The organism is Variovorax paradoxus, from assembly GCF_030815975.1.
Classification (GTDB): domain Bacteria; phylum Pseudomonadota; class Gammaproteobacteria; order Burkholderiales; family Burkholderiaceae_C; genus Variovorax; species Variovorax paradoxus_N.
Genome location: NZ_JAUSXL010000002.1, coordinates 2,644,043 through 2,670,842 on the forward strand (window position 1 = coordinate 2,644,043; position 26,800 = coordinate 2,670,842).

The 26,800-nt window shown below is 67.8% G+C and carries 22 protein-coding genes; 19 read left to right on the top strand and 3 right to left on the bottom strand.

The features are described 5' to 3' along the window. The first annotated feature begins 105 nt into the window (after positions 1 to 105). The 5 genes from QFZ47_RS16085 to QFZ47_RS16105 all read left to right on the top strand — a co-directional run bounded on the left by QFZ47_RS16085 (position 106) and on the right by QFZ47_RS16105 (position 7,329). A complete protein-coding gene (locus QFZ47_RS16085) occupies positions 106 to 1,785 on the top strand; it encodes an AMP-binding protein (protein WP_307656566.1) in 1,680 nt (559 codons plus the stop codon). Beyond that, positions 1,782 to 3,410 (top strand): carboxyl transferase domain-containing protein, encoded by a 1,629-nt coding sequence (locus QFZ47_RS16090; RefSeq protein WP_307656567.1) that lies wholly within the window; start codon positions 1,782 to 1,784, stop codon positions 3,408 to 3,410. The genes QFZ47_RS16085 and QFZ47_RS16090 overlap by 4 nt, the downstream gene beginning before the upstream one ends. A 334-nt stretch (positions 3,411 to 3,744) precedes the next feature. After that, positions 3,745 to 4,533, top strand: coding sequence for an enoyl-CoA hydratase/isomerase family protein (locus tag QFZ47_RS16095; RefSeq protein ID WP_307656568.1), 789 nt, complete (start codon positions 3,745 to 3,747; stop codon positions 4,531 to 4,533). Positions 4,534 to 4,543: 10 nt separating this feature from the next. Further along, complete coding sequence (locus tag QFZ47_RS16100; protein WP_307656569.1) at positions 4,544 to 5,215, top strand: DUF4126 domain-containing protein; 672 nt, start codon at positions 4,544 to 4,546, stop codon at positions 5,213 to 5,215. Positions 5,216 to 5,325: 110 nt separating this feature from the next. Beyond that, positions 5,326 to 7,329 (top strand): acetyl-CoA carboxylase biotin carboxylase subunit, encoded by a 2,004-nt coding sequence (locus tag QFZ47_RS16105; RefSeq protein WP_307656570.1) that lies wholly within the window; start codon positions 5,326 to 5,328, stop codon positions 7,327 to 7,329. Between the two features lie 10 nt (positions 7,330 to 7,339). Here the strand turns inward: QFZ47_RS16105 and QFZ47_RS16110 are convergent, their stop codons facing one another. Then, on the bottom strand, positions 7,340 to 7,654 hold the full coding sequence (locus tag QFZ47_RS16110; protein ID WP_307656571.1) for an EthD family reductase: 315 nt from the start codon (positions 7,652 to 7,654) through the stop codon (positions 7,340 to 7,342). A gap of 111 nt (positions 7,655 to 7,765) precedes the next feature. On the opposite strand from QFZ47_RS16110, the gene QFZ47_RS16115 reads away from it, so the two are divergent. From QFZ47_RS16115 to QFZ47_RS16175, 13 genes are all read left to right on the top strand, one after another. Beyond that, positions 7,766 to 8,686, top strand: a complete 921-nt coding sequence (locus tag QFZ47_RS16115; protein WP_307656572.1) for a 2-hydroxyacid dehydrogenase — start codon at positions 7,766 to 7,768, stop codon at positions 8,684 to 8,686. Positions 8,687 to 8,776: 90 nt separating this feature from the next. Next, the gene (locus tag QFZ47_RS16120; protein WP_307656573.1) at positions 8,777 to 9,514 is read left to right on the top strand and encodes an IclR family transcriptional regulator; all 738 of its coding nucleotides are present in this window, start codon (positions 8,777 to 8,779) and stop codon (positions 9,512 to 9,514) included. A 7-nt stretch (positions 9,515 to 9,521) separates the two neighbouring features. Beyond that, entirely contained in the window at positions 9,522 to 9,905 is a 384-nt protein-coding gene (locus QFZ47_RS16125) for a cupin domain-containing protein (RefSeq protein ID WP_307656574.1), read from the top strand. Positions 9,906 to 9,930: 25 nt separating this feature from the next. Beyond that, the gene (locus QFZ47_RS16130) at positions 9,931 to 10,944 is read left to right on the top strand and encodes a Bug family tripartite tricarboxylate transporter substrate binding protein (RefSeq protein ID WP_307656575.1); all 1,014 of its coding nucleotides are present in this window, start codon (positions 9,931 to 9,933) and stop codon (positions 10,942 to 10,944) included. Between the two features lie 130 nt (positions 10,945 to 11,074). Further along, on the top strand, positions 11,075 to 12,298 hold the full coding sequence (locus QFZ47_RS16135; RefSeq protein WP_307656577.1) for a CaiB/BaiF CoA transferase family protein: 1,224 nt from the start codon (positions 11,075 to 11,077) through the stop codon (positions 12,296 to 12,298). Further along, positions 12,295 to 13,464: an acyl-CoA dehydrogenase family protein gene (locus tag QFZ47_RS16140; protein ID WP_307656578.1), complete on the top strand. Its 1,170-nt coding sequence runs from the start codon at positions 12,295 to 12,297 to the stop codon at positions 13,462 to 13,464. Before QFZ47_RS16135 ends, QFZ47_RS16140 begins: the two co-directional genes overlap by 4 nt. 13 nt (positions 13,465 to 13,477) lie before the next feature. Beyond that, positions 13,478 to 13,771: an acylphosphatase gene (locus QFZ47_RS16145; protein WP_307656579.1), complete on the top strand. Its 294-nt coding sequence runs from the start codon at positions 13,478 to 13,480 to the stop codon at positions 13,769 to 13,771. A 138-nt stretch (positions 13,772 to 13,909) separates the two neighbouring features. Further along, positions 13,910 to 14,830: a hydroxymethylglutaryl-CoA lyase gene (locus QFZ47_RS16150; RefSeq protein ID WP_307656580.1), complete on the top strand. Its 921-nt coding sequence runs from the start codon at positions 13,910 to 13,912 to the stop codon at positions 14,828 to 14,830. Positions 14,831 to 14,861: 31 nt separating this feature from the next. Then, positions 14,862 to 15,350 carry a YbaK/EbsC family protein gene (locus tag QFZ47_RS16155; protein WP_307656581.1) on the top strand — a complete coding sequence of 163 codons (489 nt, stop codon included), beginning with the start codon at positions 14,862 to 14,864 and terminating at the stop codon, positions 15,348 to 15,350. Positions 15,351 to 15,354: 4 nt separating this feature from the next. Beyond that, on the top strand, positions 15,355 to 15,633 hold the full coding sequence (locus QFZ47_RS16160) for a DUF1289 domain-containing protein (protein ID WP_307656582.1): 279 nt from the start codon (positions 15,355 to 15,357) through the stop codon (positions 15,631 to 15,633). Continuing rightward, complete coding sequence (locus QFZ47_RS16165; protein WP_307656583.1) at positions 15,630 to 16,274, top strand: 2-hydroxychromene-2-carboxylate isomerase; 645 nt, start codon at positions 15,630 to 15,632, stop codon at positions 16,272 to 16,274. The genes QFZ47_RS16160 and QFZ47_RS16165 overlap by 4 nt, the downstream gene beginning before the upstream one ends. Positions 16,275 to 16,440: 166 nt before the next feature. After that, entirely contained in the window at positions 16,441 to 18,135 is a 1,695-nt protein-coding gene (locus tag QFZ47_RS16170) for an MFS transporter (RefSeq protein ID WP_307656584.1), read from the top strand. 108 nt (positions 18,136 to 18,243) lie between these two features. Next, entirely contained in the window at positions 18,244 to 18,390 is a 147-nt protein-coding gene (locus QFZ47_RS16175) for a hypothetical protein (RefSeq protein WP_307656585.1), read from the top strand. A gap of 18 nt (positions 18,391 to 18,408) precedes the next feature. Here QFZ47_RS16175 and QFZ47_RS16180 read toward each other — a convergent pair whose 3' ends face one another. Beyond that, positions 18,409 to 19,524, bottom strand: coding sequence for an ABC transporter substrate-binding protein (locus QFZ47_RS16180; RefSeq protein ID WP_307656586.1), 1,116 nt, complete (start codon positions 19,522 to 19,524; stop codon positions 18,409 to 18,411). Positions 19,525 to 19,670: 146 nt separating this feature from the next. Beyond that, complete coding sequence (locus tag QFZ47_RS16185) at positions 19,671 to 20,777, bottom strand: ABC transporter substrate-binding protein (protein WP_307656587.1); 1,107 nt, start codon at positions 20,775 to 20,777, stop codon at positions 19,671 to 19,673. A gap of 171 nt (positions 20,778 to 20,948) precedes the next feature. On the opposite strand from QFZ47_RS16185, the gene uvrA reads away from it, so the two are divergent. Then, a complete protein-coding gene (gene uvrA / locus QFZ47_RS16190; protein ID WP_307656588.1) occupies positions 20,949 to 26,792 on the top strand; it encodes an excinuclease ABC subunit UvrA in 5,844 nt (1,947 codons plus the stop codon). Positions 26,793 to 26,800: the final 8 nt, after the last annotated feature.

The following is a 26,800-nucleotide window of genomic DNA, read 5'->3' on the forward strand; positions in this document are numbered from 1 at the left end:
TGGGGGCACGCGGCGTTCGATGAAGCACAGCGCCGAACAAGCGCCGTGTGCCCCCATCCCAACCTTCCCCCGGAAGGGGAAGGAGCCAGACAAGGAGACAAGGACATGAACATGACTGCTGCGCTGGACAAGAGCTACGCCCAAGGCGCCACCGACATCCCCCTCATCGAGCAAACCATCGGCGATTTCTTCGACGAGATGGCCGCGAAGCAGCCCGACCGCGAGGCGCTCGTCAGCCGTCACGAAGGCAGGCGCTTCACCTACCGCGAACTGCAGGCCGAGTCCAACAAGCTCGCGAGCGCATTGCTGAAGCTGGGGCTCGCACCCGGCGACCGCGTGGGCATCTGGTCGCACAACAACGCGCCCTGGGTGCTGATGCAGATCGCGACGGCCAAGGCCGGCCTGATCCTCGTCAACATCAACCCGGCCTACCGCACCTCCGAGCTCGAATACGCGCTCAACAAGGTCGGCTGCAAGGCGCTGGTGACGATGGCGAAGTTCAAGACCAGCGACTACCTGGGCATGCTGCGCGAACTCGGGCCCAAGCGCCTGCCGCAGCTGCTTCATACCTTCTGGATCGACAAGCCCGGCGAGAGCGGCGAGCAGCCCGGCATGCAGCGCTTCAGCCAGCTGCTCGCAAGCGGCGATGCGGCCGACCCGCGCGTGGCCGCCACGCAGAAGACGCTCACGGCCACCGACCCGATCAACATCCAGTTCACCAGCGGCACCACGGGCTTTCCCAAGGGCGCGACGCTCACGCACCGCAACATCCTGAACAACGGCTTCTTCATCGGCGAGTGCATGAAGCTCACGCCCGCCGACAGGCTCTGCATTCCGGTGCCGCTCTACCACTGCTTCGGCATGGTGCTGGGCAACCTCGCCTGCCTCACGCATGGCTCGGCCATCGTGTATCCGAACGACGGCTTCGATCCGCTCACCGTGCTCGAGACCGTGCAGGCCGAGAAGTGCACCGGCCTGCATGGCGTGCCCACGATGTTCATTGCCGAGCTGGACCATCCGCGCTTCAAGGAGTTCGACCTGTCCACGCTGCGCACCGGCATCATGGCCGGCTCGCCGTGCCCGACCGAGGTGATGAAGCGCGTGGTGAATGAAATGCACCTGGGCGAAATCACCATCGCCTACGGCATGACCGAAACCAGCCCCGTGAGCTGCCAGAGCAGCACCGACACGCCGCTCGACAAGCGCGTGTCCACCGTGGGCACGGTGCAGCCGCACCTGGAGATCAAGATCATCGACCCCGAGACCGGCGCCATCGTGCCGCGCGGCAGCTCCGGCGAGTTCTGCACGCGCGGCTACTCGGTGATGCACGGCTACTGGGAAGACGAGCCCAGGACCCGCGAGGCCATCGATGCCGAGCACTGGATGCACACCGGCGACCTGGCGACCATGGACGCCGAGGGCTACGTCAACATCGTCGGCCGCATCAAGGACCTCGTGATCCGCGGCGGCGAGAACATCTACCCGCGCGAGATCGAAGAGTTCCTGTATCGCCATCCGAAGGTGCAGGACGTGCAGGTGGTCGGCCTGCCCGACAAAAAGTACGGCGAGGAGCTGTGCGCATGGATCATCGTCAAGCCCGGCCAGGCTGCGACCGAAGACGAGATCCGCGATTTCTGCAAGGGCCAGATCGCGCACTACAAGGTGCCGAGGTACATCCGCTTCGTCACCGAGTTTCCGATGACGGTGACCGGCAAGATCCAGAAATTCAAGATCCGCGAAGCGATGGCCGAGCAGCTCGGCCTCCAGCAAGAAAAGACAGCATGAGCCAACTCGAAACCAAACTCAACGCCCGCTCGGCCGACTTCCAAGCCAATGCCGCCGCGATGCGCGCGCTGGTCGACGACCTGCACAAGCAGTTCGCCAAGGTGGAGCAGGGCGGCGGCGAGGCCGCGCGCGCCAAGCACACCGCGCGCGGCAAGCTGCTGCCGCGCGACCGCGTGGCCGAACTGCTCGACCCCGGCACGCCGTTCCTCGAGATCGCGCCGCTGGCCGCGCATGCGATGTACCTCGATGCCAAGGGCGCAGAGTCCGCACCCGGCGCGGGCCTCATCGCCGGCATCGGCCGCGTGAACGGCGTCGACTGCATGATCGTCTGCAACGACGCGACGGTGAAGGGCGGCACCTACTACCCGATGACGGTCAAGAAGCACCTGCGCGCGCAGGAGATCGCCGAGCAGAACCGCCTGCCCTGCATCTACCTGGTCGACTCGGGCGGAGCCAACCTGCCGAACCAGGACGAGGTGTTCCCCGACCGCGACCACTTCGGCCGCATCTTCTACAACCAGGCCAACATGAGCGCCCAGGGCATTGCGCAGATCGCGGTGGTCATGGGCTCGTGCACGGCCGGCGGCGCCTACGTGCCGGCGATGAGCGACGAGTCGATCATCGTGAAGAACCAGGGCACCATCTTCCTGGGCGGCCCGCCGCTCGTGAAGGCCGCGACCGGCGAGGTCGTGACGGCCGAGGATCTGGGCGGCGGCGACGTGCACACGCGGCTCTCGGGCGTGGTGGACCACCTGGCGCAAAACGACCTGCATGCGCTCGCGCTCGCGCGCTCGGCGGTAGCCAATCTCAATGCGAAGGCCGCGGCGCAGCCGGCGGCGGGGGCAAGTGCAGTGCGCCCACCCGAGTTCCCGCGCGAAGAGCTCTACGGCGTGATCCCGACCGACACGCGCAAGCCCTTCGATGTGCGCGAGATCATTGCGCGCGTTGTCGACGGCAGCGAGTTCCACGAGTTCAAGGCCCGCTTCGGCGCCACGCTGGTCTGCGGCTTTGCCGAGATCGAGGGCATGCCGGTGGGCATCATCGCCAACAACGGCATCCTGTTTTCCGAGTCGGCGCAGAAGGGCGCGCACTTCATCGAGCTGTGCTGCCATCGCAAGACGCCGCTGGTGTTCCTGCAGAACATCACGGGCTTCATGGTGGGCCGCAAGTACGAGAACGAAGGCATCGCGCGCCACGGCGCCAAGATGGTGACGGCCGTGGCCACCGCCAACGTACCCAAGTTCACGATCATCATCGGCGGCAGCTTCGGCGCCGGCAACTACGGCATGTGCGGCCGTGCGTACTCACCGCGCTTCCTCTGGATGTGGCCGAACGCGCGCATCAGCGTGATGGGCGGCGAGCAGGCCGCGAGCGTGCTGGCCACGGTGAAGCGCGATGGCATCGAGCTGAAGGGTGGCAGCTGGAGCAAGGAAGAGGAAGAAGCCTTCAAGGCGCCGATCCGCCAGCAGTACGAAGACCAGGGCCACCCCTACTACGCGACGGCACGGTTGTGGGACGACGGCATCATCGATCCGGCGGATACGCGGCGGGTGCTGGCGCTGGGCCTTGCTGCCGCACGCAATGCGCCCATCCCAGAGCCGAAGTTCGGCATCTTCCGGATGTAGCCATGGCACCGCTTTTGCGTAATTCGAGTCGATGCGGTCATCGTGCTCCAGGGCGCGCTCCCGCCGACGGGGTACCTTGCTCCGCGAATGTCCCCCGGCCTGCGGCCTCCTCCTTGATTTCGCTGCGCAAGGCACCCCGCCAGCGAGAGCGTTATACGGAGCAGTCGTTGATCAGCGGTACACCCGCAGCCTGCCCAAGTGCACAGGGCATCGGGTGCTCCCCGCAGCGAAATCAAGGAGGAGGGCGAAGCCCGGGGGACATTCGCGGAGGGGAGTACCCGGTGGCCTGTGCACACGCCCCGAATAAACGCGCACCGCGCCACGGATCACTGACATGACCTTCACCAAACTGAAACTCGAAACACAGGGCACCGTCGCGCGCATCTGGCTCGACCAGCCCGACGCGCGCAATGCCTTCGACGACATCGTCATCGCCGAGCTGACGCAGGCCTTCATCGAAACTGGTGCTCAGCCGCAGGTCAAAGCCATCGTGCTCGGCGCCAACGGCCCGGCCTTCTGCGCAGGCGCCAACCTCAACTGGATGCGCCGCATGGCCGACTACACGCGCGACGAGAACATCGCCGACGCGGGCAAGCTGGCCGCCATGCTGCGCACCATTGCCGAATGCCCCAAGCCCACCATCGCGCGCGTGCAGGGCGATGTATATGCGGGCGGCATGGGGCTGGTCGCGGCCTGCGACATGGCGGTGAGCGTGGACACCGCGTGGTATTGCCTGAGCGAGGTCAAGATCGGCCTCGTGCCCGCGACCATCAGCCCGTACGTGCTGCGTGCCATGGGCACGCGCGCCTCGCAGCGCTACTTCCTCACGGCGGAGCGCTTCACGGCCGCCGAGGCGTACCGCATCGGCTTCGTGCATGAAGTGGTGGCGGCCGATGCGCTCGATGCCAAGGTCGACGAGCTGCTGAAGGCGCTCACCAGCGCCAGCCCGGCCGCGGTGCGTGCCTGCAAGCAACTGATCGCCGACGTGGACGGCCGCGAGATCGACGACGCGCTGATCGCGAAGACGGTCGAAGGCATTGCCGACATCCGAGCCAGCGAAGAAGGCCGCGAGGGCGTGCAGGCCTTCCTTCAGAAGCGCAAGCCGTCCTGGCTGGGCCACTGAGCGCAACGCGATGAACGCACTCGACATGCCCCAGCTGCTCGCGCTGGCCGCGGCCATCGGCTGGGCCAGCGGGGTGCGGCTGTACCTGGTCGTGCTGCTGACCGGGCTGGCCGGCTACTTCGGCTGGGTGCCGCTGCCTAGCGGGCTGCAGCTGCTGGCGCATCCGGTGGTCATCGCGGCCAGCGGCTTCATGGTGTTCATCGAGTTCTTCGCCGACAAGATCCCCGGCCTCGATTCGCTGTGGGACGTGGTGCATACGGCCATCCGCATTCCCGCCGGCGCGGCGCTCGCGGCCAGCGTGTTCGGCTCCGACCACGGTGCGATGGCCATCGTGGCCGCGCTCGTGGGCGGCGGCTTTGCGGCCACCGCGCATGCGGCCAAGGCCACGACGCGTGCGGCCATCAACACATCGCCCGAGCCGTTCTCGAACGTGGGCGCGTCGCTGGTCGAGGACACGATGGTGCCAACCGGGCTGTGGCTCGCGGTGGCGCATCCGCTGGTCTTCCTGGTGCTGTTCGTCCTGGTACTGGTGCTCAGCGTGTGGCTCATCCGCAAGAGCTGGCGTTTTCTCAGGGCGCTGTTCACCCGCGTGGCCCGCATCTTCAGCGGCCGGCCCGATCCGGGCGTCACGCCCGCGTTTCAACTGAAAAAGAATCCTCCGGGAGACACTCCGAATGTTTAAGAAGATACTCGTCGCCAACCGTGGTGACCAGCCGCAAAGCGGCGCAGCGGCGAAGCCAAATTGCCTGGCACGCGCAGCGTGCGCAGGCGAATTCACCGCGAAAGCCCTCCATGTTTAAAAAGATCCTGATCGCCAATCGCGGTGAAATCGCCTGCCGCGTTGCGGCCACTGCCCGCCGCATGGCGATCCGCACCGTGGCCGTGTATTCCGACGCCGACGCGCATGCCAACCACGTGCGCGCCTGCGACGAGTCGGTGCACCTCGGCGGCAGCGCGCCCAAGGACAGCTACCTGCGCTGGGAAAAGATCCTCGAAGCGGCCAAGGCCACGGGCGCCGAGGCCGTGCATCCGGGCTACGGCTTCCTGAGTGAGAACGAGGAGTTCGCGCAGGCCTGCGCCGACGCGGGCCTGGTCTTCATCGGCCCGCCGCCTTCGGCCATCAAGGCGATGGGCCTCAAGGCCGAGTCGAAGCAGCTGATGGAAAAGGCCGGCGTGCCGCTGGTGCCGGGATACCACGGCCACGACCAGAACCCGCAGCTGCTGCAGCGCGAGGCCGACCGCATCGGCTATCCGGTGCTCATCAAGGCCAGCGCGGGCGGCGGCGGCAAGGGCATGCGCGCGGTCGACAGGGCCGAGGACTTTGCCGCGGCGCTCGCCTCGTGCCAGCGCGAAGCGATCAACAGCTTCGGCGACGATGCGGTGCTGATCGAGAAATACGTGCAGCGGCCGCGCCACATCGAGATCCAGGTGTTCGGCGACACGCACGGCAACTACGTCTACCTGTTCGAGCGCGACTGCTCGGTGCAGCGCCGCCACCAGAAGGTGCTCGAAGAGGCGCCCGCGCCCGGCATGACCGAAGCGATGCGCAAGCAGATGGGCGAGGCGGCGGTGGCTGCGGCGCGCGCGGTGAACTACGTGGGTGCGGGAACGGTGGAGTTCATCGTCGAGCAGCGCGAAGGCGGCGAAATGAACTTTTTCTTCATGGAGATGAACACACGGCTGCAGGTGGAGCATCCCGTGACCGAAGCCATCACGGCCCTCGATCTCGTCGAATGGCAACTGCGCGTGGCCTCGGGCGAGGCGCTGCCCGCGAAGCAGGCGGAACTGCAAATCCACGGCCACGCGATCGAGGCGCGCATCTGTGCCGAGAATCCCGACAACAACTTCCTGCCTGCGACAGGCAGCTTGCGCGTCTACCGCAAGCCGCAGGCCACCGCATTCCAGCGCAGCCGCGTGCGCATCGACGATGGCGTGCGCGAGGGCGGCGAGATCTCGCCCTTCTACGACTCGATGATCGCCAAGCTGATCGTGCACGGCAGCACGCGCGCCGAGGCGCTGGCGCGGCTCGACGCGGCGCTGGCGCAGGTGCAGATCGTGGGCGTATCGACCAACGTGCAGTTCCTGCGCGGCATCCTCGCGACCGAATCATTCTCGAAAGCCAACCTCGACACCGCGCTGATCGAGCGCGAGCGCGCCGTGCTGTTCGACCGCGAGGCACTGGGCCTGCCGCTGGCCGCGGCCGCCGCCATCACGCGCACGCTGATCACCGAGCGGCCGGTTGGCGCGCCCGATCCGTTCGAGCGGCGCGACGGCTGGCGCTCGCATGGCGAGTACCGGCGCCACTTCGACTTCGAATTTCGCGGCGCCGAGCAGACGGCGCTGCTGACCTACAGGCGCGACGGCAGCCTGTGGCTCGAAGCCGGCGGCGTGCAGGGTCCGCTGGTCGTGGGCCAGTTCCCGACGGGCGAGTTCGAGGTCGAATTCGCCGGCACGCGGCAGACGCTCGATGTGCACCTGGACGGCGCCACGGCCCATGTTTTCGCCTCGAAGGGCGCCACGAAGATCACGGCGATCGACCGCCTGGCCCATGCCGGCGACACCCACGCCGAAGTCGGCCGGCTCACGGCGCCGATGCCCGGCAAGGTCGTCTCTTTCGCGGTCAAGGCCGGCGACAAGGTCAGCCGCGGTCAGCCGCTGGCGGTGATGGAGGCCATGAAGATGGAGCACACCATTGCCGCGCCGGCCGACGGCACGGTGGAAGAACTGATGTTCTCGCCCGGCGAGCAGGTGGCCGAGGGCGAAGAGCTGCTGCGAATGGCTGCGGTGGCGGCCTGAATGCCGCCGCTCAGCCCACCACCACTTCGCTGATCTGCATCACAGGCGCGATGTCGGTGTAGTTCTTGATGTCGCCCAGGATCTCCTTGGCATGCGGGCCGAACGCCGCCTGGAAGGCTTCGGCCGAGTCGCAGAACACGTGGCACATGCCGACATAGGTCGGCGGTGTGCCCGGCGCGCCGCCTGCCAGCCCCTTGTCGATGGTGTACGACCTGCACGCGTCGCCCATGCGCGCCTTCAGGAGCGGCATGTGCTTGTCGCGGTAGTAGGCGTGGTCGAACCGCGCGCCTTCGGTGTAGGGGTACATCACGCTGACTTTGATCATGCTTCGGTCTCCGGGTGTGTCGATGTTCTGGATGGTCGCGCACGAGCATAGAAGAAGGCACCGGGAGGGACAAGCCGCCGATCGGCCGGGGGCCCTAATAAGATTCGATTCATGAAAATCATCGTCTCCCTGACCGACAACCGCCCCGAACCCTGGATCGAGGGCCTCCGGGCCGAACTGCCCGATGCACGGATCGAGGCCTGGAAGCCGGGCGCCGCCCAGGCCGACCACGCGGTGGTGTGGGCGCCGCCTCAGCAGCTGCTCGACGAGCAGCCCGAGCTGCGCGGCCTGTTCAACATCGGCGCGGGCGTCGATGCGCTGCTCAAGCTGCGCGTGCCGGCGCACACGCGCATCGTGCGGCTCGACGATGCCGGCATGTCGGTGCAGATGGCCGAGTACGTGTGCCACACGCTGATCCGCCACTTCCGCGAATTCGACGTCTACGAGGCCGATGCGCGCGAAGGCCGCTGGAGCTACCGCAAGCCGAAGCTGCGGCGCGACTTTCCGGTCGGCATCATGGGCCTGGGCGTGCTCGGCGAGCGCGTGGCCAAGGCCGTGGCGCAGTTCGAGTTTCCGGTGCTGGGCTGGAGCCGTTCGACCAAGGCCATCGACGGCGTGAAGGTGTTCAGCGGCGAGGCGCAGTTCGACGAGTTCCTGTCGTCCACGCGCGTGCTCGTGAACCTGCTGCCGCTGACCGAAGCCACGCGCGGCATCCTCAACCGCAACACGCTCGGCAAGCTGCGGCCGGGCGGCTATCTCATCAGCATTGCGCGCGGCGCGCACCTGGTGGAAGACGACCTGATCCCGATGCTCGATGCCGGCGAACTGGCCGGTGCCACGCTCGACGTGTTCCAGGTCGAGCCGCTGCCGGCCGGCCACGCCTTCTGGCGCCACCCGAAGATCACCGTCACGCCGCACGGCTCGGCGCGCACGCTGCGCGAGGAATCCATCGCCCAGATCGCCGGGAAGATCCGCGCGATGGAACAGGGCCTGCCGGTCAGCGGCGTGGTCGATCCGGTCCGGGGCTACTGACCGCCTGCGTTACCGACGATTACGCTGAAAGGAGGCACGGGCAGGGCAAACCCTGACGCTTTTGTTTTTCACATACGCGAAAATTTATTCATGGTTGTGAAAACTGCTTTTCGCGTGATCGAGATCGTCGAGCTCTTCGCCCGGGAGAAGCAGCCGCTCGCGCTGTCCGAAATGGCGCGGCTGCTCGAGATGCCGGTGTCCAGCTGCCTCGGCCTGATCCGCACGCTCGAAGAGCAGGGCTACATGTACGAGACCGGCCGCCGCCAGGGCTACTACCCCACCGGCCGGCTGCTGGCGATGGCGCAGATCATCGCGGCGCACGACCCGGTGCTCGACCGCGTGCGGCCCGCGCTCGAAGAGCTGCGCGACGGCGCGCGCGAAACCGTGCTGTTCGGCAAGTTCCGCGACCCGAGCACTGTCGTCTACCTGGAAGTGCTGAGTGCGCCGCAGAGCATTCGCTATTCCGCCGAGTCGGGCGAAACCCGCCCGGCCTATGCCAATTCGATGGGCCGCGCGCTGCTTTCCACGCTTGCGCCCGAGGCGCGCCGCAAGCTGCTGGCAGCCACTGCGCTGGCACCGCTGACCGACGCCACGCTGACCACGCCCGATGCCATCGAGCAGGAGCTCGAACGCTCGCCCGCGCGCGGCTGGTACGGCAACCTCGGCGAGAGCATTCCCGATCTCGTCGGCCTCGCGTGGCCGCTGCGCATCGGCGGCGAGGCCTATGCCATCTCGGTGGCGGGCCCGCGCTACCGGCTGGAGCCGCGCATCGACGAGGTGGCCGCCATGCTGCGCTCGGCCTGCCTGGCCATCGAACACAAAGGCTGAAAAAACAATGACCTCCGCACGCTACTTCGTCCGCGAAAGCGACATCACTGGCTATCACCCGGCCAACCACACGGGCACGCTCAACAAGCGCCTGATCGGCCCCGAGACCGTGGGCGCGAAGCAGCTCGAAGTGCTGGTCGGCCACATCCAGAAAGGCAAGGGCGCGCTGCCGCATGCGCACCCGGGCATCGAGCAGGTCTGCTACATGCTCGAAGGCCGCGCGGTCGCCGAGGTGGGCGGCCAGCGGCAGGAACTGCACCCGGGCGACAGCTGCTTTTTCCCGGCCGATGCAATGCACACCTTCACGGTGGTCAGCGACGAGCCGGTGCGCGTGCTGGTGATCTACAGCCCGCCGTACGAGGAATCGCCGGAGCGCGTGATCCGGCCCTGAACGACAACCCCCGGAGACAAGAACCATGCAGACGACGAAGAACGCGACAACCACGGTCGCGGTGGCAAGCCGCCGCCGTTTCATTTCCATCGGCGCCGCCGCGGGCCTGGCCGGCGCGGCGCCCTGGGCCCTTGCACAGGAGGGCTACCCGAAGCAGCCGATCAAGCTGATCGTGCCCTTCGCGGCCGGCAGCGGCACCGATGCGGTGGCGCGCATCACGGCGCAGATGCTGGGCGAGGCGCTCAAGGCTTCGGTCATCGTCGACAACAAGGCGGGCGCCAACGGCGTCATCGGCGCGGAAGCGGTGGCCAAAGCGCCGCCCGACGGCTACACGCTCTTCATGACCACCAACACCACGCATTCGGCCAACCCGAGCCTGATGAAGTCGCTGCCCTACGACCCGGTGAAGGACTTCGCGCCCGTGAGCCGCATGGGCAACCTGCCGTTCATGCTGGTGGTGAACAACGACCTGCCCGTGAAGAGCGCGGCCGAGCTGCTGGCCTGGGGCCGCGCGCATCCGGGCAAGCTCACCTATGCGAGCGGCAACAGCACCGGCATCGTGAGCGGCGCCACGCTCTCGCGCATGAGCGGCGTGCCGATGCTGCACGTGCCCTACAAGAGCACGCCGCCGGCCATTGCCGACCTGATCGGCGGGCAGGTGTCGATGATGGTGGTCGACCTCGCCGCAGGGCTTGCCACGGTGAAGGCCGGCAAGATGCGCGCGATTGCGGTCACCACGCAGGAGCGCACCAAGCTGTTTCCGGAACTGCCACCGCTGGCCGATACGCCGGAACTCAAGGGCTTCGACATCACCTCGTGGAACGGCGTGTTCGCGCCGGCCGGCACGCCGCGCGATGTGGTGCTGAAGCTCAACAAGGTGCTGTCGGAGATGGCGAACGGCACGGCCTTCCGCGAGCGGGTGGCCAAGCTGGGCTTCGATGCCTTCGGCAGCACGCCGGAGGAGCTGGGCGCGTTCACGGTGGCGGAACTGGCCAAGTGGAAGAAGCTGATCCAGGCCGCGGGGATTCAACCGGAATGAGCGTGTTGTTGAATTTGAGTTTCTCCCTCCCCTCCCGGGGGAGGGCAGGGGTGGGGGCAAGCGGCGCCTCCATCGGGCGCTCTGCCTGCCCCCATCCCAGCCTTCCCCCGGAAGGGGAAGGAGCAAAGACATGAATGCCACCGGGCCGCTTCAAGGCATCCGCATCCTCGACCTCACGGCCGTGGTGATGGGACCCTACGCCACGCAGACGCTCGGCGATCTGGGCGCCGACATCGTCAAGGTCGAGCCGCCCGCCGGCGACAACCTGCGCGCGGTCGGCCCGATGCGCCACGCCGGCATGGGCGCGATGGCGATGCACCTCAACCGCAACAAGCGCTCGATCGTGCTCGACCTCAAGCAGCCCGAGGGCCGCGAGGCCTGCCTGCGGCTTGCGGCCGGCTGCGATGCGCTGATCTACAACACGCGCCCCCAGGCCATGGCGCGGCTCGGGCTCGGCTACGAGGCCGTGGCGGCGGCCAACCCGAAGATCGTCTATCTCGGCGCCTTCGGCTATGGCGAGGAGGGCCCCTATGCCGGCAAGCCCGCCTACGACGACCTGATCCAGGGCGCGGCCGGCGTGGCCTCGCTGTTCGCGCAGCAAAGCGGCGATGCGCCGCGCTACGCGCCTGTCACGCTGGCCGACCGCGCCGTGGGGCTGCAGGCCGCCATCGCGCTGCTCGCCGCCGTGCTGCACGCGCAGCGCACCGGCCGCGGCCAGGCGGTCGAGGTGCCGATGTTCGAGGCGCTCTCGCAGTTCGTGATGGGCGACCACCTCGGCGGCCACAGTTTCGAGCCGCCGCTCGGCCCCACCGGCTATGCGCGCCTGCTTGCGCCGCACCGCAAGCCCTACGCCACGGCCGACGGCTACCTGAGCGTGCTGATCTACAACGACAAGCACTGGCAGGCCTTCTTCGACCTGATCGGCCGGCCCGAGCTGCGTGCCTCGCCGATGTTCGGCACGCACACGGCGCGCGCCGCCAACATCGGCGCGGTCTATGCGTTCGTGGCCGAGGTGATGGCCACGCGAAGCAGCGAGGAATGGATGGCTGCGCTGGAAGCGGCCGACATCCCGGTCGCGCGGCTGCACAGCACCGAGAGCCTGCTCGGCGACCCGCACCTGCGCGCGGTCGATTTCTTTCCCGAGTTCGATCATCCGAGCGAAGGCCGCATCCGCACGCTGGCGCCGGTCGGCCGCTACAGCGCCACGCCCGCGGGCATCCGCCGCATGGCGCCGCGCATCGGCGAGCAGAGCGTCGAGCTGCTGCGCGAAGCGGGCTACGCGGACGAAGACATCGACCGCATGCTCGCGTGTGGCGTCACCCTGCAACCGGACCCTGCGAAAGACAGCGAATGAATTTCTCCCTGAACGAAGACCAGCGCTCGCTCGTCGCGGCCATTGAACGTCTCTGCGAAGACTTCCCCGCCGACTACTGGCGCGACCACGACGACCGCGCCGCGTTCCCGCACGAATTCCACCGCGCGGTGGCCGACAGCGGCTGGCTCGGCATCGCGATGCCCGAGGCGCAGGGCGGCGCGGGGCTCGGCATCACCGAGGCGGCGCTGATGATGCGCGCCATCAGCGCCTCGGGCGCGGGCATGTCGGGCGCGTCGTCGGTGCACATGAACATCTTCGGGCTCAACCCGGTGGTGGTGTTCGGCAGCGAGGCGCAGCGCCAGCGCTTCCTGCCGCCGCTGATCGCGGGCACCGAGAAGGCCTGCTTCGCCGTGACCGAGCCCGATGCGGGGCTCGACACCACGAGCCTCAAGACGCAGGCGGTGTGCCAGCCCGATGGCAGCTACCTGCTGCACGGCCGCAAGATCTGGATATCGACCGCGCAGGTGGCCGACCGCATGCTGATCCTCACGCGCACCACACCGCTCGACCAGGTGAAGAAGCCTACGCAGGGCCTCACGCTGTTCTACACGCCGCTCGACCGCGGCAAGGTCGAGGTGCGCGAGATCCACAAGCTCGGCCGCGCGGCGGTCGACTCGAACATGCTCTTCATCGACGGGCTCGAAGTGCCGGAGGAAGACCGCATCGGCGACGAAGGGCGCGGCTTCGAATACATCCTGCACGGGCTCAACCCCGAGCGCATATTGATTGCGGCCGAGGCCATCGGCATCGGCCGCGCGGCGCTGCGCATCGCCTCGCAGTACGCGCAGGAGCGCGTCGTCTTCGGCCGGCCGATCGGCCAGAACCAGGGCGTGGCGCATCCGCTCGCGCGCGCCTGGGCCAATCTCGAGGCGGCCGACCTGATGGTGTTCAAGGCGGCCACGCTGTACGACGCGGGCGAGCCCTGCGGCATCGAGGCCAACGCCGCCAAATACCTGGCGGCCGAGGCGGCGCACGACGCCTGCCAGAACGCCGTGCTCACGCTGGGCGGCATGGGCTATGCGAAGGAATACCATGTCGAGCGGCTGCTGCGCGAGAGCTACATTCCGCGCATTGCGCCGGTCAGCCCGCAGATGATCCTGAACTTCATCGCGGAAAAGGCGCTCGGCCTGCCCAAGTCGTACTGATGTTGCCCATGCCATGAATCCCTCCGCCGTCACCCGCCATCTTGTCGTCCGCGGCCTGGTGCAGGGTGTGGGCTATCGCTGGTCGATGGTGCAGGCCGCGCGGCGCCTGGGCGTGCGCGGCTGGGTGCGCAACCGCCGCGACGGCAGCGTGGAGGCGCTGGCCTTCGGACCGGCTGCTGCGGTCGATGCGCTGGTTTCGTGGGCCCGCAGCGGGCCGGACGGCGCGCGCGTGGATGCGCTGGAAGTGGTGGAGGCGCCCGCGCCCGCCGAGCCGCCATCGGATTTCGTGCAGCGCGAAACGGTGTGAACAGCGGCGCTGGCGCGATCTGCAACGCCGCTGGCAGGCATTGCAACCCCTGCGGCAGGCGCGGCCGAGCACGCAGGACGCAGACGGCCGACAATTGACCGACGGTTTTTTCTTTTCCCAGCGAACCCAGAGACACCCATGAAAATCCCCGCCAAGGTCAAGATCGTCGACGTCGGTCCGCGCGACGGACTGCAGAACGAGAAGCAACCGGTCTCCGCCGAAGTCAAGATCGGCCTCGTGCACCGCCTGCAGGACGCCGGCCTGAAGGAGATCGAGGTCACCAGCTTCGTGAGCCCCAAGTGGGTGCCGCAGATGGCCGACGCTGCCTCCGTGATGCATGGCATCCAACGCAAGGCCGGCGTGCGCTATTCGGTGCTCACGCCCAACATGAAGGGCTTCGAGGCCGCCATTGCCGCGCCGCGCGAAGAGTGGCCCGACGAGATCGTGGTGTTCGGCGCCGCGAGCGAGGCCTTCAGCCAGAAGAACATCAACTGCTCCATTGCCGAGAGCATCGAGCGCTTCGCGCCCGTGGTGGCCGCGGCGCGCGAGAAGGGCATCGCGGTGCGCGGCGCCATGTCGTGCACCGTGGGCTGCCCCTACGAAGGCGAGATCGCACCCGAACGCGTGGGCATGCTGGCAAAGCTGATGAAGGACATCGGCGTGCAGCGCGTGGACGTGGCCGACACCATCGGCGTGGGCACGCCGCGCAAGGTGCAGGCCGCGATCGAGGCCGCGCTGGCGCATTTCGGCGTGGACCACATCTCGGGCCACTTCCACGACACCTACGGCCAGGCGCTGGTCAACACGCTGGCCTCGCTGGAGCTGGGGGTCTGGAACTTCCAGTCGTCCTCCGCCGGGCTGGGCGGCTGTCCCTACGCCAAGGGCGCGACCGGCAACGTGGCGACCGAAGACGTGGTCTACATGCTGCACGGCATGGGCATCGAGACCGGCATCGACCTCGACAAGCTGATCGACGCGGGCGTGTACATCAGCGAGGCGCTGGGGCGCGAGCCGAATTCGCGCGCGTCGAAGGCGCTCCGTACGAAGAGGGCCGGATGATGAGCGTCCACGAAAAGCGGGGAGGCGTGTGATGTGCGGCGCTGAACTTCATTCGCTGCCCGAAGGCGTGCAGCGCGTCTCGCGCGTGCTGCAGGACGCCGGCCACCCCCATTCGCCGCGCATGCTCGACGACGCCTGCCGCACCGCGCAGCAGGCGGCCGACGCGCTCGGCATTCTGGTCGGGCAGATCGCCAAGAGCATCATCTTCCGGCGCAAGAGCGACGACGCGGCGGTGCTGGTCATCACCTCGGGCGACAAGCGCGTGGACGAGAAGAAGGTCGATGCGCTGGTCGGCAAGACCGGCCGCGCCGATGCGGAGTTCGTGAAGGCGCGCACCGGCTTCACGATCGGCGGCGTGTCGCCGGTGGCGCATGCCACGCCGCCGGTGGTGCTGATCGACCGCGAGCTGTTCCGCTTCGAGGAGATCTGGGCCGCGGCGGGCCATCCCCATGCGGTGTTCCAGCTGCGCCCGCACGACCTCGAGAAGCTCACCGGCGCGCCGGTGGCGGACGTGGTGTGACGACGTGAATGTCGACGGCGCGCAGACGCTGGCCGAACGCGCCGCGGCCGTGCAGCGCTCGGCCAGCGACGATGCGTCCGATGTGCCATCGCCCTGCACCTCGGTCTGCCGCATGGACAGCCAGAGCGGCTTCTGCGAAGGGTGCCTGCGCACCCTCCCCGAGATCGCGGGCTGGAGCACGATGGAAGACGTTGCGCGGCGCAGCGTGTGGCGCGCGATAGAGTTGCGGGCACGGGCCGGCCTCTGGCGCATCCCGGAGCAACCAGGAGACAAGCACGCATGAAGCACATCGACTTCTACCTCGACTTCATCTCGCCCTACGCATACCTTGCGTTCGAGCAGCTGCCCCAGGCGCTCGAGGGCCTGAGCTGCAGCGTGGCCTACAAGCCGGTATTGCTCGGCGCGATCCTCAAGCACCACGGCCAGCTCGGGCCGGCCGAGATTCCGGCCAAGCGCAGCTGGACCTACCGCCACGTGCTCTGGCTCGGCCACGCGAACGGCATCGAAATCGAGATGCCGGCCTCGCACCCGTACAACCCGCTGCCGCACCTGCGGCTCGCGCTGTCGACCTCGGAGGACGGCAGCATCAGCCGCCTCGCGGCCGAGACCATCTTCCGCAGCGTGTGGCGCGGCGGCGAGGAAGCCGGCGATGCCACGCGCCTGGCTGCGCTGGCGGCGCAGCTGCGGCTCAAGCGCGACATGAACGGCGACGACAACAAGGCGCTGCTCAAGCGCAACACCGACGAAGCCCTGCAGGCCGGCGTGTTCGGCACGCCGAGCTGCGTGGCCGACGGCCGGCTGTTCTGGGGCTTCGACGGCCTCGCGATGCTGCGTGCCTACCTGGGCCGGGACGCGTGGTTCGAAGGCCCGCAATGGGACGCGGCCGACCAGCGGCCTTCCTTGCTGCGAAGCAGCAAAAGCTGAGCAACCGCCCGATTTCTTACAAGCTGAAACGGGCCCCGCGGGTTTCACCTTAATTCGTAAGCGTCGGTTCAGTTTCGCGAAAGGCTCGGGTCAGTCGCGCCTCCAAGAATGCTTGACGGTCCCGAATGCCGGGGCCGACCGAACGCATACACAGGAGACGACGCAAATGGCAGCAACACTGGATTCGAGGGGGGTGCCGCATCCGGCCCCCCGGCCCATGTCCGCGGAGGAAAAGAAGGTCATCTTCGCTTCCTCCCTTGGCACGGTGTTCGAGTGGTACGACTTCTACCTCTACGGCTCGCTGGCCGCGATCATCGCGAAGCAGTTCTTCAGCGGCCTGGATGCCGGCGCGGCCTTCATCTTTGCGCTGCTGGCGTTTGCCGCGGGCTTCCTGGTGCGGCCGTTCGGCGCCATCGTGTTCGGCCGGCTCGGCGACATGATCGGGCGCAAGTACACCTTCCTGGTCACGATCCTGATCATGGGCCTGTCGACCTTCATCGTCGGCCTCCTGCCCAGCTACGCGACCATCGGCGTCGCGGCGCCGGTGATCCTGATTGCGCTGCGCATGCTGCAGGGCCTCGCGCTCGGCGGCGAGTACGGCGGTGCCGCCACCTACGTGGCCGAGCACTCGCCGCACGGCAAGCGCGGCGCCTACACCTCGTGGATCCAGACCACCGCCACGCTCGGGCTGTTCCTGAGCCTGCTGGTGATCCTGGGCGTGCGCACCTGGCTCGGCGAACAGGCGTTCGGCGATTGGGGCTGGCGCGTTCCTTTCCTGGTGTCGATCGCGCTGCTCGGCGTGTCGGTGTGGATCCGGCTCTCGTTGAGCGAATCGCCGGCGTTCCAGAAGATGAAGGCCGAGGGCAAGACTTCGAAGGCGCCGCTGTCCGAATCCTTCGGCCAATGGAAGAACCTCAAGATCGTGATCCTGGCGCTGGTCGGCCTCACGGCAGGCCAGGCCGTGGTCTGGTACTCGGGCCAGTTCTACGCGCTCTTCTTCCTGACGCAGCAGCTCAAGGTCGATGCGACCACGGCCAACCTGATGATCGCCGCCGCGCTGCTGCTCGGCACGCCGTTCTTCGTGGTCTTCGGCACGCTGTCCGACAAGATCGGCCGCAAGCCGATCATCATGGCCGGCTGCCTTCTGGCCGTGGTCACCTACTTCCCGGTCTTCAAGATGCTGACCGAAGCTGCCAACCCCGACCTGGCCAAGGCGCAAGCCACCGCCGGCGTCACGGTGACGGCCGACCCGGCGACCTGCTCGTTCCAGGGCAACCCGGTGGCCCGTGAGATCGACTTCAGGAGTTCCTGCGACATCGCCAAGCGCTATCTGGTGCAGAACTCGGTGAGCTATGAGAACGTGGCCGGCGCGTCGGGCTCGAAGGCGGTCGTGAAGATCGGCGACAAGACGGTCGAGGCGCCTGTGGGCAACGTGGTGAACCTCAAGTTCGACGAGAACTCCGCCAAGGAAATCGCCGCCTTCAAGAAGGGCGTGGCCGAAGACCTGAAGGTCGCGGGCTACCCGGCCAAGGCCGACCCCGCGAAGATCAACAAGCTGGTGACGGTCGGGCTGCTGTTCTGGCTGGTGCTGCTGGTGACGATGGTCTACGGCCCGATCGCCGCCATGCTGGTCGAACTGTTCCCCACCCGCATCCGCTACACCTCCATGAGCCTGCCGTACCACATCGGCAACGGCTGGTTCGGCGGCCTGCTGCCGACCACCGCCTTCGCCATCGTGGCGTCCACCGGCAACATGTACAACGGCCTCTGGTACCCGATCATCATCGCCGGCATCACGCTGGTGGTGGGCACGCTCTTCATCCGCGAAACCAAGGACGTCGACATTTACGCGAACGACTGACCGCAAGCTCAGACAGGAGGGAGGCGAGAGCCGGCCCTCCGTTCAACAAAGAGGCTTCATGCCGTCGGCATGAGGCCTTTTTCTTGAACCCATCAGGAGACAGAACCCATGTGGAAACTCGTTGTCGGCTTCGTCATCTTTGCCGCCATTGCCCTGTACGTCATCTCGAATGCCGGCGACAAGATCGACATGTCGGGCGAGAAGCACGGCGGCGACGCCACGCACGAGCCTGCGCCCGCCGCCGCACCCAAGTAAGGCGCCGCGCGGCGGCGGCTACCGCTTGAAGCGGCCTTCGCTGACGATGGAGAGATCGACGTAGTCGATGCCGGTATGGTCCGTCGGCGAGTAGCTCACGTCGATGTTGCCGCCCAGGTCGTACTGGAAGCTGTTGAGCGTGGCAATCAGCCTCGCGCGCGTGGGCTTGGGCCCCGTGCGGCGCAGCGCCTCCACCATCACCTTGGTGGCGACGAAGCCTTCGAGCAGCGCCGGCGACAGCTCGGTCTGTCCCTTGGCCTTGGCGAGCGCCATCGCCTCCTTGATCAGCGGATGGCCGAACGAGCGCTCGTAGGGCAGCACCTGCGTGACGATCACGCCGGCGCTGGCCGAGCCGAGCTCCTTGATGAAGCCCGAGGCGGCATTGTTCGACAGCGTGATGATCTGCGCCGCCGAGCCCGCGGCCCGCAGCGCCTTCACGCCTTCGGTCACCGCGGTGCCCGAGCCGATCCACAGCACCGCCTGCGCATTGGCCTTGAGCAGCTGCGGCACGATCGCCGAATAGTCGGGCTTGCTGCGGTCGGCCAGCGCCAGCACGGCCGGCGCGAGCCCGGCCTTCTCGAAGCCCTTGCTCGCGCCTTCCATCGCGTCCTTGCCGAACGAGTCGTCGGCCTGGACCACGGCAATGCGCTGGATGCCCGTGGTGTGCAGGTGCTGCACGGCCTTTTCGGCTTCGCGCTGGTAGGTCGAGCGCACGTTGAAGATGTTCTTCTGCAGCGGCTTGTGCAGCGCCATCGCGCCGGTGGAAGGGCCCACCAGCGCCACGCCGTACTTGTCGAGCAGCGGAATGACGGCCAGGGTGTTGGGCGTGCCGCGGTTGAGCAGCAGCGCCAGCACCTTCTTGTCCTCGATCAGGATGCGCGTGTTCTCGATCGAACGCTTCGCGTCCAGGCCATCGTCCAGCCGGATCACCTCGATCTGCTCGCCGTTGATGCCGCCCTGGGCATTGACCTGGTCGATGACCAGTTGCGAGCCCATGATCGTTTCCTTCACGCTTGCCGCCACGGGGCCCGACAGGTCGGCCGACTGGCCGATCACGATCTGCGCCGAGGCGCCGAGGGCGGACAGCGCAAAGAGCAGCGCAGCAGCGCGGGACGTGGACAACATCTTCATCATCGAACAGGCCTTTGGGCGAAGCGGATGCTTCTGTCAGAAGATGTGTAATGTGTTGCCGCAAGTGACATTCACTCGCTCGTGGAAACCCTGTCAAACCATAGTTCCCAGTGCTCTGGCGTTGCCGCGGCGGGGCCGCCAGCGCGTGCTCAGCGCTTGAAACGACCGTCACTGATGATCGCCAGGTCGGCGAAGTCGATGCCCGAATGGTCCTGCGGCGAATAGCTCACCTCGAGCCCGCCGAGGTCGTAGGCGCGCAGGCTCTCGAGCGCCGCCAGCACCTTGGCGCGTGTCGGCTTGGGTCCGGCGCGGCGCAATGCCTCGACCAGCACCTTGGCCGAAGCAAAGCCTTCGAGCGCGGCCGGCGAAAGCTCGGCCTGGCCCTTGGCGCGCGCCAGGGCGAGCGCTTCCTTGACCATGGGGTAGCTGATGGAGCGCTCGTTCGGGAACACCTGGGTCACGATCACGCCCTTGCTCGCGTCGCCCAGCTGCTTGATGAAGCCCGAGGAGGCGTTGTTCGACAGGGTGACCACCTGCGCGGCCGAGCCGGACGCGCGCAGCGCCTTGATGCCGTCGACCACCGCGGCGCCCGAGCCGATCCACAGCACCGCCTGCGCATTGGCGTCCCTGATGGCCGGCACGATGGCCTTGTAGTCGGGCTTCTCGCGGTCGGCCGGCACGGTCACGACGGGCTTGGCCTGCGCCTTGGCAAAGCCGGCCATGGCGCCCTCGAGCGCGTCCTGCCCGAAGGAATCGGTCACGTGGACCACGGCGATGCGCGCGATGCCGGTGGTGAGCAGGTGCGCGATCGCCTTCTCGGCTTCGCGCTGGTAGGTGGCGCGCACGTTGAACACGTACTTCTGCACCGGCTTGTGCAGCACCATGGCCCCGGTGGAAGGGCCGATCAGGGCCACGTCGTGCTTGTCGAGCCACGGAATGATGGCCTGCGAATGCGGCGTGCCGCGGCTCATGAAGAGCGCCATCACCTTCTTTTCCTCGATCAGCACGCGAGCGTTCTCGCTGGCGCGCTTGACGTCGAAGCCATCGTCCATGCGCAGCACCTCGATCTTCTCGCCGTGGATTCCGCCCTGGGCGTTCGCCGCGTCGATCACCAGCTGGGCCCCGCCGATGGTTTCATTCACGCTGGCGGCCACCGAGCCGGTCATGCCCGCTGTCTGGCCGATCAGGATCTGGGCCGGCGCGGACGTCGCGGCCACTGCCAGCAGGGCGGCGCAAAGAACGTGCAGCTTGTTCATGGGACAACTTTCAAGTGCAGATGGGAATGAAAACAAAGGTGCTATTTGTTACATGAAGTGACAAGGACTGAATCGGTACAAACCCCTGCACGGCCGCGGACCATGTGACGGAGTGCACGAAAACGTCACCGGCCACTCCCTAGAATGTTTGCCCCACCCCCCAAGGCATTCATGACACAGGGCTCCATCCGGATTCGCGGCGCGCGCCAGCACAACCTCCAGAACCTCGATCTCGACATCCGCACCGGCGAGATGACCGTGGTCACCGGGCCCAGCGGCTCGGGCAAGTCGAGCCTCGTGTTCGACACCCTCTATGCCGAGGGCCAGCGGCGCTATGTGGAGACTTTTTCCGCCTACGCGCGCCAGTTCCTGGACCGCATGGACAAGCCGGCCGTCGACAAGGTGGAGGGCGTGCCGCCCGCCATCGCCATCGACCAGACCAACCCGGTGCGCTCCTCGCGCTCCACGGTCGGCACGATGACCGAGCTCAACGACCACCTGAAGCTGCTCTATGCGCGCGCGGCCCAGCTGTTCGACCGCGAGACCGCGCTGCCGGTGCGCCACGATTCGCCCGACAGCATCTATGCGCAGATCGCCGAACGGGCGGCTGCCGCCGGAGATCCGCGCCTGGTCGTCACCTTTCCGGTCGAACTGCCTGCCAGCACCACGGCCGAGGAAGTCACGCAATGGCTCTCGGCCAGCGGTTTCACGCGCGTGCAGGCCGAGCGCGAGGTGGCCACGCCCACCGGCCCGCGCAAGGTGCTCGACGTGGTGGCCGACCGCTTTCGCATCTCGAGCGCCGAGCGCTCGCGCGTGGTGGAAGCCATCGAGGTGGCGCTCAAGCGCGGCAGCGGGCGCGTCACGGTGCATGCGACCGGCGCCGAGGAAAACGCCGTGGCCGAGGTGTGGAAGTTCTCCACTGGCCTGCACTGCCCCGAGAGCGACATCCGCTACACCGACCCGATCCCGTCGATGTTCTCGTTCAACTCGGCCGTCGGCGCCTGCGACACCTGCCGCGGCTTCGGCCGCGTGATCGGCGTCGACCTGGGCCTCGTGATTCCCAACGACAAGCTCACGCTGCGCGCCGGCGCCATCAAGACCATCCAGACCCCGGCGTGGAAGGAAGCGCAGGACGACCTCATGCGCCACGCCGAGGCGGCCGGCATTCCGCGCGACACGCCCTGGAACAAGCTCACCGACGAGCAGAAGCACTGGGTGATCGAGGGCACGCCCAACTACAAGGACGGCAACTGGAACAAGCAGTGGTATGGCGTGCGCCGCTTCTTCGGCTACCTGGAGAGCAAGGCCTACAAGATGCACATCCGCGTGCTCTTGTCCAAGTACCGCAGCTACACGCCATGCCCCGTGTGCAGCGGTGCGCGCCTGAAGCTCGACAGCCTGCTGTGGCGCATCGGCAGCAAGGAAGACGCCGATGCGGTGCTGGAGCCCGCCAAGCGCTTCCTGCCGACCGGCGTGAAGTGGACGCGCGCGCAGCTCGAGGCGCTGCCGGGGCTTTGCCTGCACGACCTGATGCTGCTGCCGATCGAGCGGCTGCGGCGCTTCTTCGACCGCGTCGAGCGCCATGGCAACGGCAGCACCGCGAACGAAGGCGAGGCGCAGGCGCTCAAGCTGCTGTTCGACGAAATCACCACCCGCCTGCGCTACCTGCACGACGTCGGCATCGGCTACCTCACGCTCGACCGCCAGAGCCGCACGCTCTCGGGCGGCGAGGTGCAGCGCATCAACCTCACGACGGCGCTGGGCACCTCGCTGGTCAACACGCTGTTCGTGCTCGACGAGCCCAGCATCGGCCTGCATCCGCGCGACATGAACCGCATCACCGAGGCCATGCTGCGCCTGCGCGACGCCGGCAACACGCTGGTGGTGGTGGAGCACGACCCGGCCGTGATGCTCGCGGCCGACCGCGTGATCGACATGGGCCCGGGCCCCGGCATCCGCGGCGGGCAGATCGTGTTCGACGGCAGCACCGACCAGCTGCGCGACGCCGACACGCTCACCGGCCAGTACCTGGGCGGGCGCAAGAAGATCGGCATGGGCTTCAAGCGGCTCGTGAGCGAGAACACGCACCGGCTCATCCTCGAAGGCGTGCGCGAGCACAACCTCAAGAACATCACGGTCGAGTTTCCGCTCGCGCGGCTGGTGTGCGTGACCGGCGTCAGCGGCTCGGGCAAGTCGACGCTGATCCAGGACGTGCTGGCGCCCGCGCTCATGCGGCACTTCGGCAAAGCCACCGAAACGCCGGGCGCGCACGACCGCCTGCTGGGCGCGGATCACCTGGGCGACGTGGTCTTCGTCGACCAGTCGCCCATCGGCAAGACGGCGCGCTCCAATCCCGCGAGCTATGTGGGCGCATGGGACGCGATCCGCGAGATCTTCGCCACCGCCGCGCTCTCGCGCCAGCGCGGCTACACCGCGAGCAAGTTCAGCTTCAATTCGGGCGACGGGCGCTGCCCGACCTGCGGCGGCTCGGGCTTCGAGCATGTCGAGATGCAGTTCCTGTCGGACGTGTACCTGCGCTGTCCCGATTGCGACGGCAAGCGCTACCGCCCCGAGATCCTCGAGGTGAAGGTCGAACGCAAAGGCAAGAGCTACAACGTGGCCGACGTGCTCGACCTCACCGTGGCCGAAGCGGCCGCGGTGTTCGAGGCCGACCGCGACGTGCTGCGCGTGCTGCAGCCGATTTCCGATGTGGGGCTCGACTACGTCAAGCTCGGCCAGCCGGTGCCCACATTGAGCGGCGGCGAGGCGCAGCGCCTCAAGCTCGCGGGTTTTCTGGCCGATGCGGCCAAGAGCGCGACCGCAAGCAAGCAGTCGGTCGCGCGCAGGGGCACGCTGTTCCTGTTCGACGAGCCGACCACCGGCCTGCACTTCGACGACATCGCGCGCCTGATGCGCGCGCTGCGCAAGCTGCTCGATGCCGGCCATTCGCTGATCGTGATCGAGCACAACCTGGACGTGATCCGCGCCAGCGACTGGTGCATCGACCTCGGTCCCGAAGGCGGCGAGGGCGGTGGCCAGGTGGTGGCGGAGGGCACGCCCGAGCAGCTGCGCGAGAACCGCGCCTCGCTCACCGGCGCGGCGCTGGCCGACTACGACCTGGCCGTCGGCCCCGAAGCCTACAAGGTGGCCGAGCGCGCGGCACGGCGCTACATCGCCAATGCGAAGACGGCGCCCGGCAGCAGCGCGATCGAGATCGTCAATGCGCGCGAGCACAACCTGAAGAACCTCAGCGTGAACATTCCGCGCGGCAAGTTCAGCGTGGTGACGGGCGTCAGCGGCTCGGGCAAGTCGACGCTGGCCTTCGACATTTTGTTCAACGAAGGGCAGCGGCGCTACCTCGAATCGCTCAACGCCTATGCGCGCAGCATCGTGCAGCCCGCGGGCCGGCCCGAGGTGGATGCGGTCTACGGCATTCCGCCCACGGTGGCCATCGAGCAGCGCCTGTCGCGCGGCGGCCGCAAGAGCACGGTGGGCACCACCACCGAGGTCTGGCACTTCCTGCGCCTCTTGTACGTGAAGCTCGGCATCCAGCACTGCATCCACGACGGCGCGGCCGTGCAGCCACAGACTCCCGACAGCATTGCCGCGCAGCTGATGCGCAACTTCAAGGGCCAGCACATCGGCCTGCTCGCGCCGCTGGTGAGCAACCGCAAGGGCGTGTACACCGAGCTGGCCGACTGGGCACGGCCGCGCGGCTTCACGCACCTGCGCGTGGACGGCGAGTTCCTGCCGACCACAGGCTTCCCGCGCATCGACCGCTTCAAGGAACACAGCATCGAGCTGCCGGTGGCCAGTCTCGACGTGCTGCCCTCGAAGGAGACCGAACTGCGCGAGGCGCTGACCAAGGCGCTCGAACACGGCAAGGGCGTGGTGCATGTGCTGAGCCAGCTCGACGGCCTGAAGGCCGCGATGATGGCCGGCGTGTCGGCCCACGGCATCGGCCGCGTCAACGTGTTCTCCACGCTGCGCGCCTGCCCGATCTGCAGCACCAGCTATGCCGAGCTCGATCCACGACTGTTCAGCTACAACAGCAAGCACGGCTGGTGCCCCGACTGCGTGGGCACCGGTGTCAAGCTCAGCAAGGACGAGCGCAAGGTCTTCGACGACTCGATCCGCGACGACGACAACAAGGGCCGCGAACAGACCTTTGCCGAGCCCGAGATCGAAGACCTGGCCGACACCGCCTGCCCGACCTGCGAAGGCACGCGGCTCAATGCCACGGCGCGCGCGGTGGGCTTCGGCGCATCGGTCGCCGACGGCATGGGCGGCATCGGCATCACCGAGCTCGCGCGCATGAGCGTGACCGAGGTGCGCCAGTGGTTCGAAGGCCTGGCGCTCGCGGGCCGCGAAGCCGAGATCGCGCGCGACCTGGTGCCCGAGATCAAGAGCCGCCTCGAATTTCTCGAAGAGGTGGGCCTGGGCTACCTCACGCTCGACCGCGGCGCGCCCACGCTCTCGGGCGGCGAGGCGCAGCGCATCCGCCTGGCGGCGCAGCTCGGCAGCAACCTGCAGGGCGTGTGCTATGTGCTGGACGAGCCGACCATCGGCCTGCATGCGCGCGACAACCAGATCCTGCTCGATGCGCTGCACAAGCTCGGCGACAAGGGCAACACGCTGGTGGTGGTGGAGCACGACGAAGACACCATCCGCCGCGCCGACCACATCATCGACATCGGCCCGAGTGCTGGCAAGCGCGGCGGCCGCCTCGTGGCCGAGGGCTCGGTGGCCGACATCCAGGCGGCGGGCGAATCGCAGACCGGCCGCTACCTGCGCGATGCGATCAAGCACCCGCTGCACGCCCGTCGGCTTGTCCCTCTCCCTCCCCTTCCGGGGGAGGGCCGGGGAGGGGGCACGACGGCCTCCAACAAGGCCTCTGGCCGTGCAAGCGCCGCGAGCCCCCACCCCAACCCACCCCCGGAAGGGGAGGGAGCCAATGCCTGGCTCACCGTGCATGGCGCCGACCTGCACAACCTGCAGGACGTGACCGCCACGCTGCCGCTGCACCGGCTGGTGGTGGTGACCGGCGTGAGCGGCTCGGGCAAGTCGACGCTCGCGCGCGACGTGCTGCTGGCCAGCGTGCATGCCATCGTGGTCCAGCGCATGACCAAGGCCGGCCGCGACGCCGATGCCGCGGGCAAGCGCCCGGCCTGGTCCGGCTGCAGCAGCGTCGAGGGCTACCAGACCATCGACCGCGTGCTGGAGGTCGACCAGACCCCCATCGGCAAGACGCCGCGCAGCTGCCCGGCCACCTACATCGGCTTCTGGGACACCATCCGCAAGCTGTTCGCCGACACGCTCGAAGCCAAGGCGCGCGGCTACGGCCCGGCGCGCTTCAGCTTCAACACCGGCGAAGGCCGCTGCCCGGGCTGCGACGGCGCCGGCGTGCGCACCATCGAGATGAGCTTCCTGCCCGACGTGAAGGTGCCCTGCGAGGTCTGCCACGGCGCACGCTTCAACCCCGAGACGCTGGCCGTGAGCTGGCGCGGCAAGAGCATCGGCGAGGTGCTGCAGATGGAAGTGGACGAGGCGGTGGAGTTCTTCGCGGCCATGCCCAACATCAGCCATCCGCTGCAGCTGCTGAAGGACGTGGGGCTGGGCTACCTCACGCTGGGCCAGCCGTCACCCACACTGAGCGGCGGCGAGGCGCAGCGCATCAAGCTGGTGACCGAGCTCAGCAAGGTGCGCGACGACATCACGCGCCGCGGCCAGAAGGCGCCGCACACGCTGTACGTGCTCGACGAGCCGACCGTGGGCCTGCACATGGCCGACGTCGAGAAGCTGATCCACGTGCTGCACCGGCTGGTCAACGGCGGCCACAGCGTTATCGTGATCGAGCACGACCTCGACCTGATCGCCGAGGCCGACTGGATCATCGACCTGGGGCCTGAAGGCGGCAACGCCGGCGGGCGCATCGTTGCCGCGGCGCCGCCGGAGGAAGTGGTGCGGCTCGGCACGCACACCGGCGTGGCACTGAAGCCGGTGCTGGCGAGATAGGAGAGGGC

Excerpts from the sequence above, each read along its gene's own strand:
- QFZ47_RS16100 (WP_307656569.1), top strand. The coding sequence starts at position 4,544 with ATGAACGCACTCGACATGCCCCAGCTGCTCGCGCTGGCCGCGGCCATC.
- QFZ47_RS16085 (WP_307656566.1), top strand. The coding sequence starts at position 106 with ATGAACATGACTGCTGCGCTGGACAAGAGCTACGCCCAAGGCGCCACC.
- QFZ47_RS16135 (WP_307656577.1), top strand. The coding sequence starts at position 11,075 with ATGAATGCCACCGGGCCGCTTCAAGGCATCCGCATCCTCGACCTCACG.
- QFZ47_RS16125 (WP_307656574.1), top strand. The coding sequence starts at position 9,522 with ATGACCTCCGCACGCTACTTCGTCCGCGAAAGCGACATCACTGGCTAT.
- QFZ47_RS16185 (WP_307656587.1), bottom strand. The coding sequence starts at position 20,777 with ATGAACAAGCTGCACGTTCTTTGCGCCGCCCTGCTGGCAGTGGCCGCG.
- QFZ47_RS16150 (WP_307656580.1), top strand. The coding sequence starts at position 13,910 with ATGAAAATCCCCGCCAAGGTCAAGATCGTCGACGTCGGTCCGCGCGAC.
- QFZ47_RS16105 (WP_307656570.1), top strand. The coding sequence starts at position 5,326 with ATGTTTAAAAAGATCCTGATCGCCAATCGCGGTGAAATCGCCTGCCGC.
- QFZ47_RS16145 (WP_307656579.1), top strand. The coding sequence starts at position 13,478 with ATGAATCCCTCCGCCGTCACCCGCCATCTTGTCGTCCGCGGCCTGGTG.
- QFZ47_RS16175 (WP_307656585.1), top strand. The coding sequence starts at position 18,244 with ATGTGGAAACTCGTTGTCGGCTTCGTCATCTTTGCCGCCATTGCCCTG.
- QFZ47_RS16110 (WP_307656571.1), bottom strand. The coding sequence starts at position 7,654 with ATGATCAAAGTCAGCGTGATGTACCCCTACACCGAAGGCGCGCGGTTC.
- QFZ47_RS16165 (WP_307656583.1), top strand. The coding sequence starts at position 15,630 with ATGAAGCACATCGACTTCTACCTCGACTTCATCTCGCCCTACGCATAC.
- QFZ47_RS16095 (WP_307656568.1), top strand. The coding sequence starts at position 3,745 with ATGACCTTCACCAAACTGAAACTCGAAACACAGGGCACCGTCGCGCGC.
- uvrA (WP_307656588.1), top strand. The coding sequence starts at position 20,949 with ATGACACAGGGCTCCATCCGGATTCGCGGCGCGCGCCAGCACAACCTC.
- QFZ47_RS16180 (WP_307656586.1), bottom strand. The coding sequence starts at position 19,524 with ATGATGAAGATGTTGTCCACGTCCCGCGCTGCTGCGCTGCTCTTTGCG.
- QFZ47_RS16140 (WP_307656578.1), top strand. The coding sequence starts at position 12,295 with ATGAATTTCTCCCTGAACGAAGACCAGCGCTCGCTCGTCGCGGCCATT.
- QFZ47_RS16155 (WP_307656581.1), top strand. The coding sequence starts at position 14,862 with ATGTGCGGCGCTGAACTTCATTCGCTGCCCGAAGGCGTGCAGCGCGTC.
- QFZ47_RS16120 (WP_307656573.1), top strand. The coding sequence starts at position 8,777 with ATGGTTGTGAAAACTGCTTTTCGCGTGATCGAGATCGTCGAGCTCTTC.
- QFZ47_RS16115 (WP_307656572.1), top strand. The coding sequence starts at position 7,766 with ATGAAAATCATCGTCTCCCTGACCGACAACCGCCCCGAACCCTGGATC.
- QFZ47_RS16090 (WP_307656567.1), top strand. The coding sequence starts at position 1,782 with ATGAGCCAACTCGAAACCAAACTCAACGCCCGCTCGGCCGACTTCCAA.
- QFZ47_RS16170 (WP_307656584.1), top strand. The coding sequence starts at position 16,441 with ATGGCAGCAACACTGGATTCGAGGGGGGTGCCGCATCCGGCCCCCCGG.
- QFZ47_RS16130 (WP_307656575.1), top strand. The coding sequence starts at position 9,931 with ATGCAGACGACGAAGAACGCGACAACCACGGTCGCGGTGGCAAGCCGC.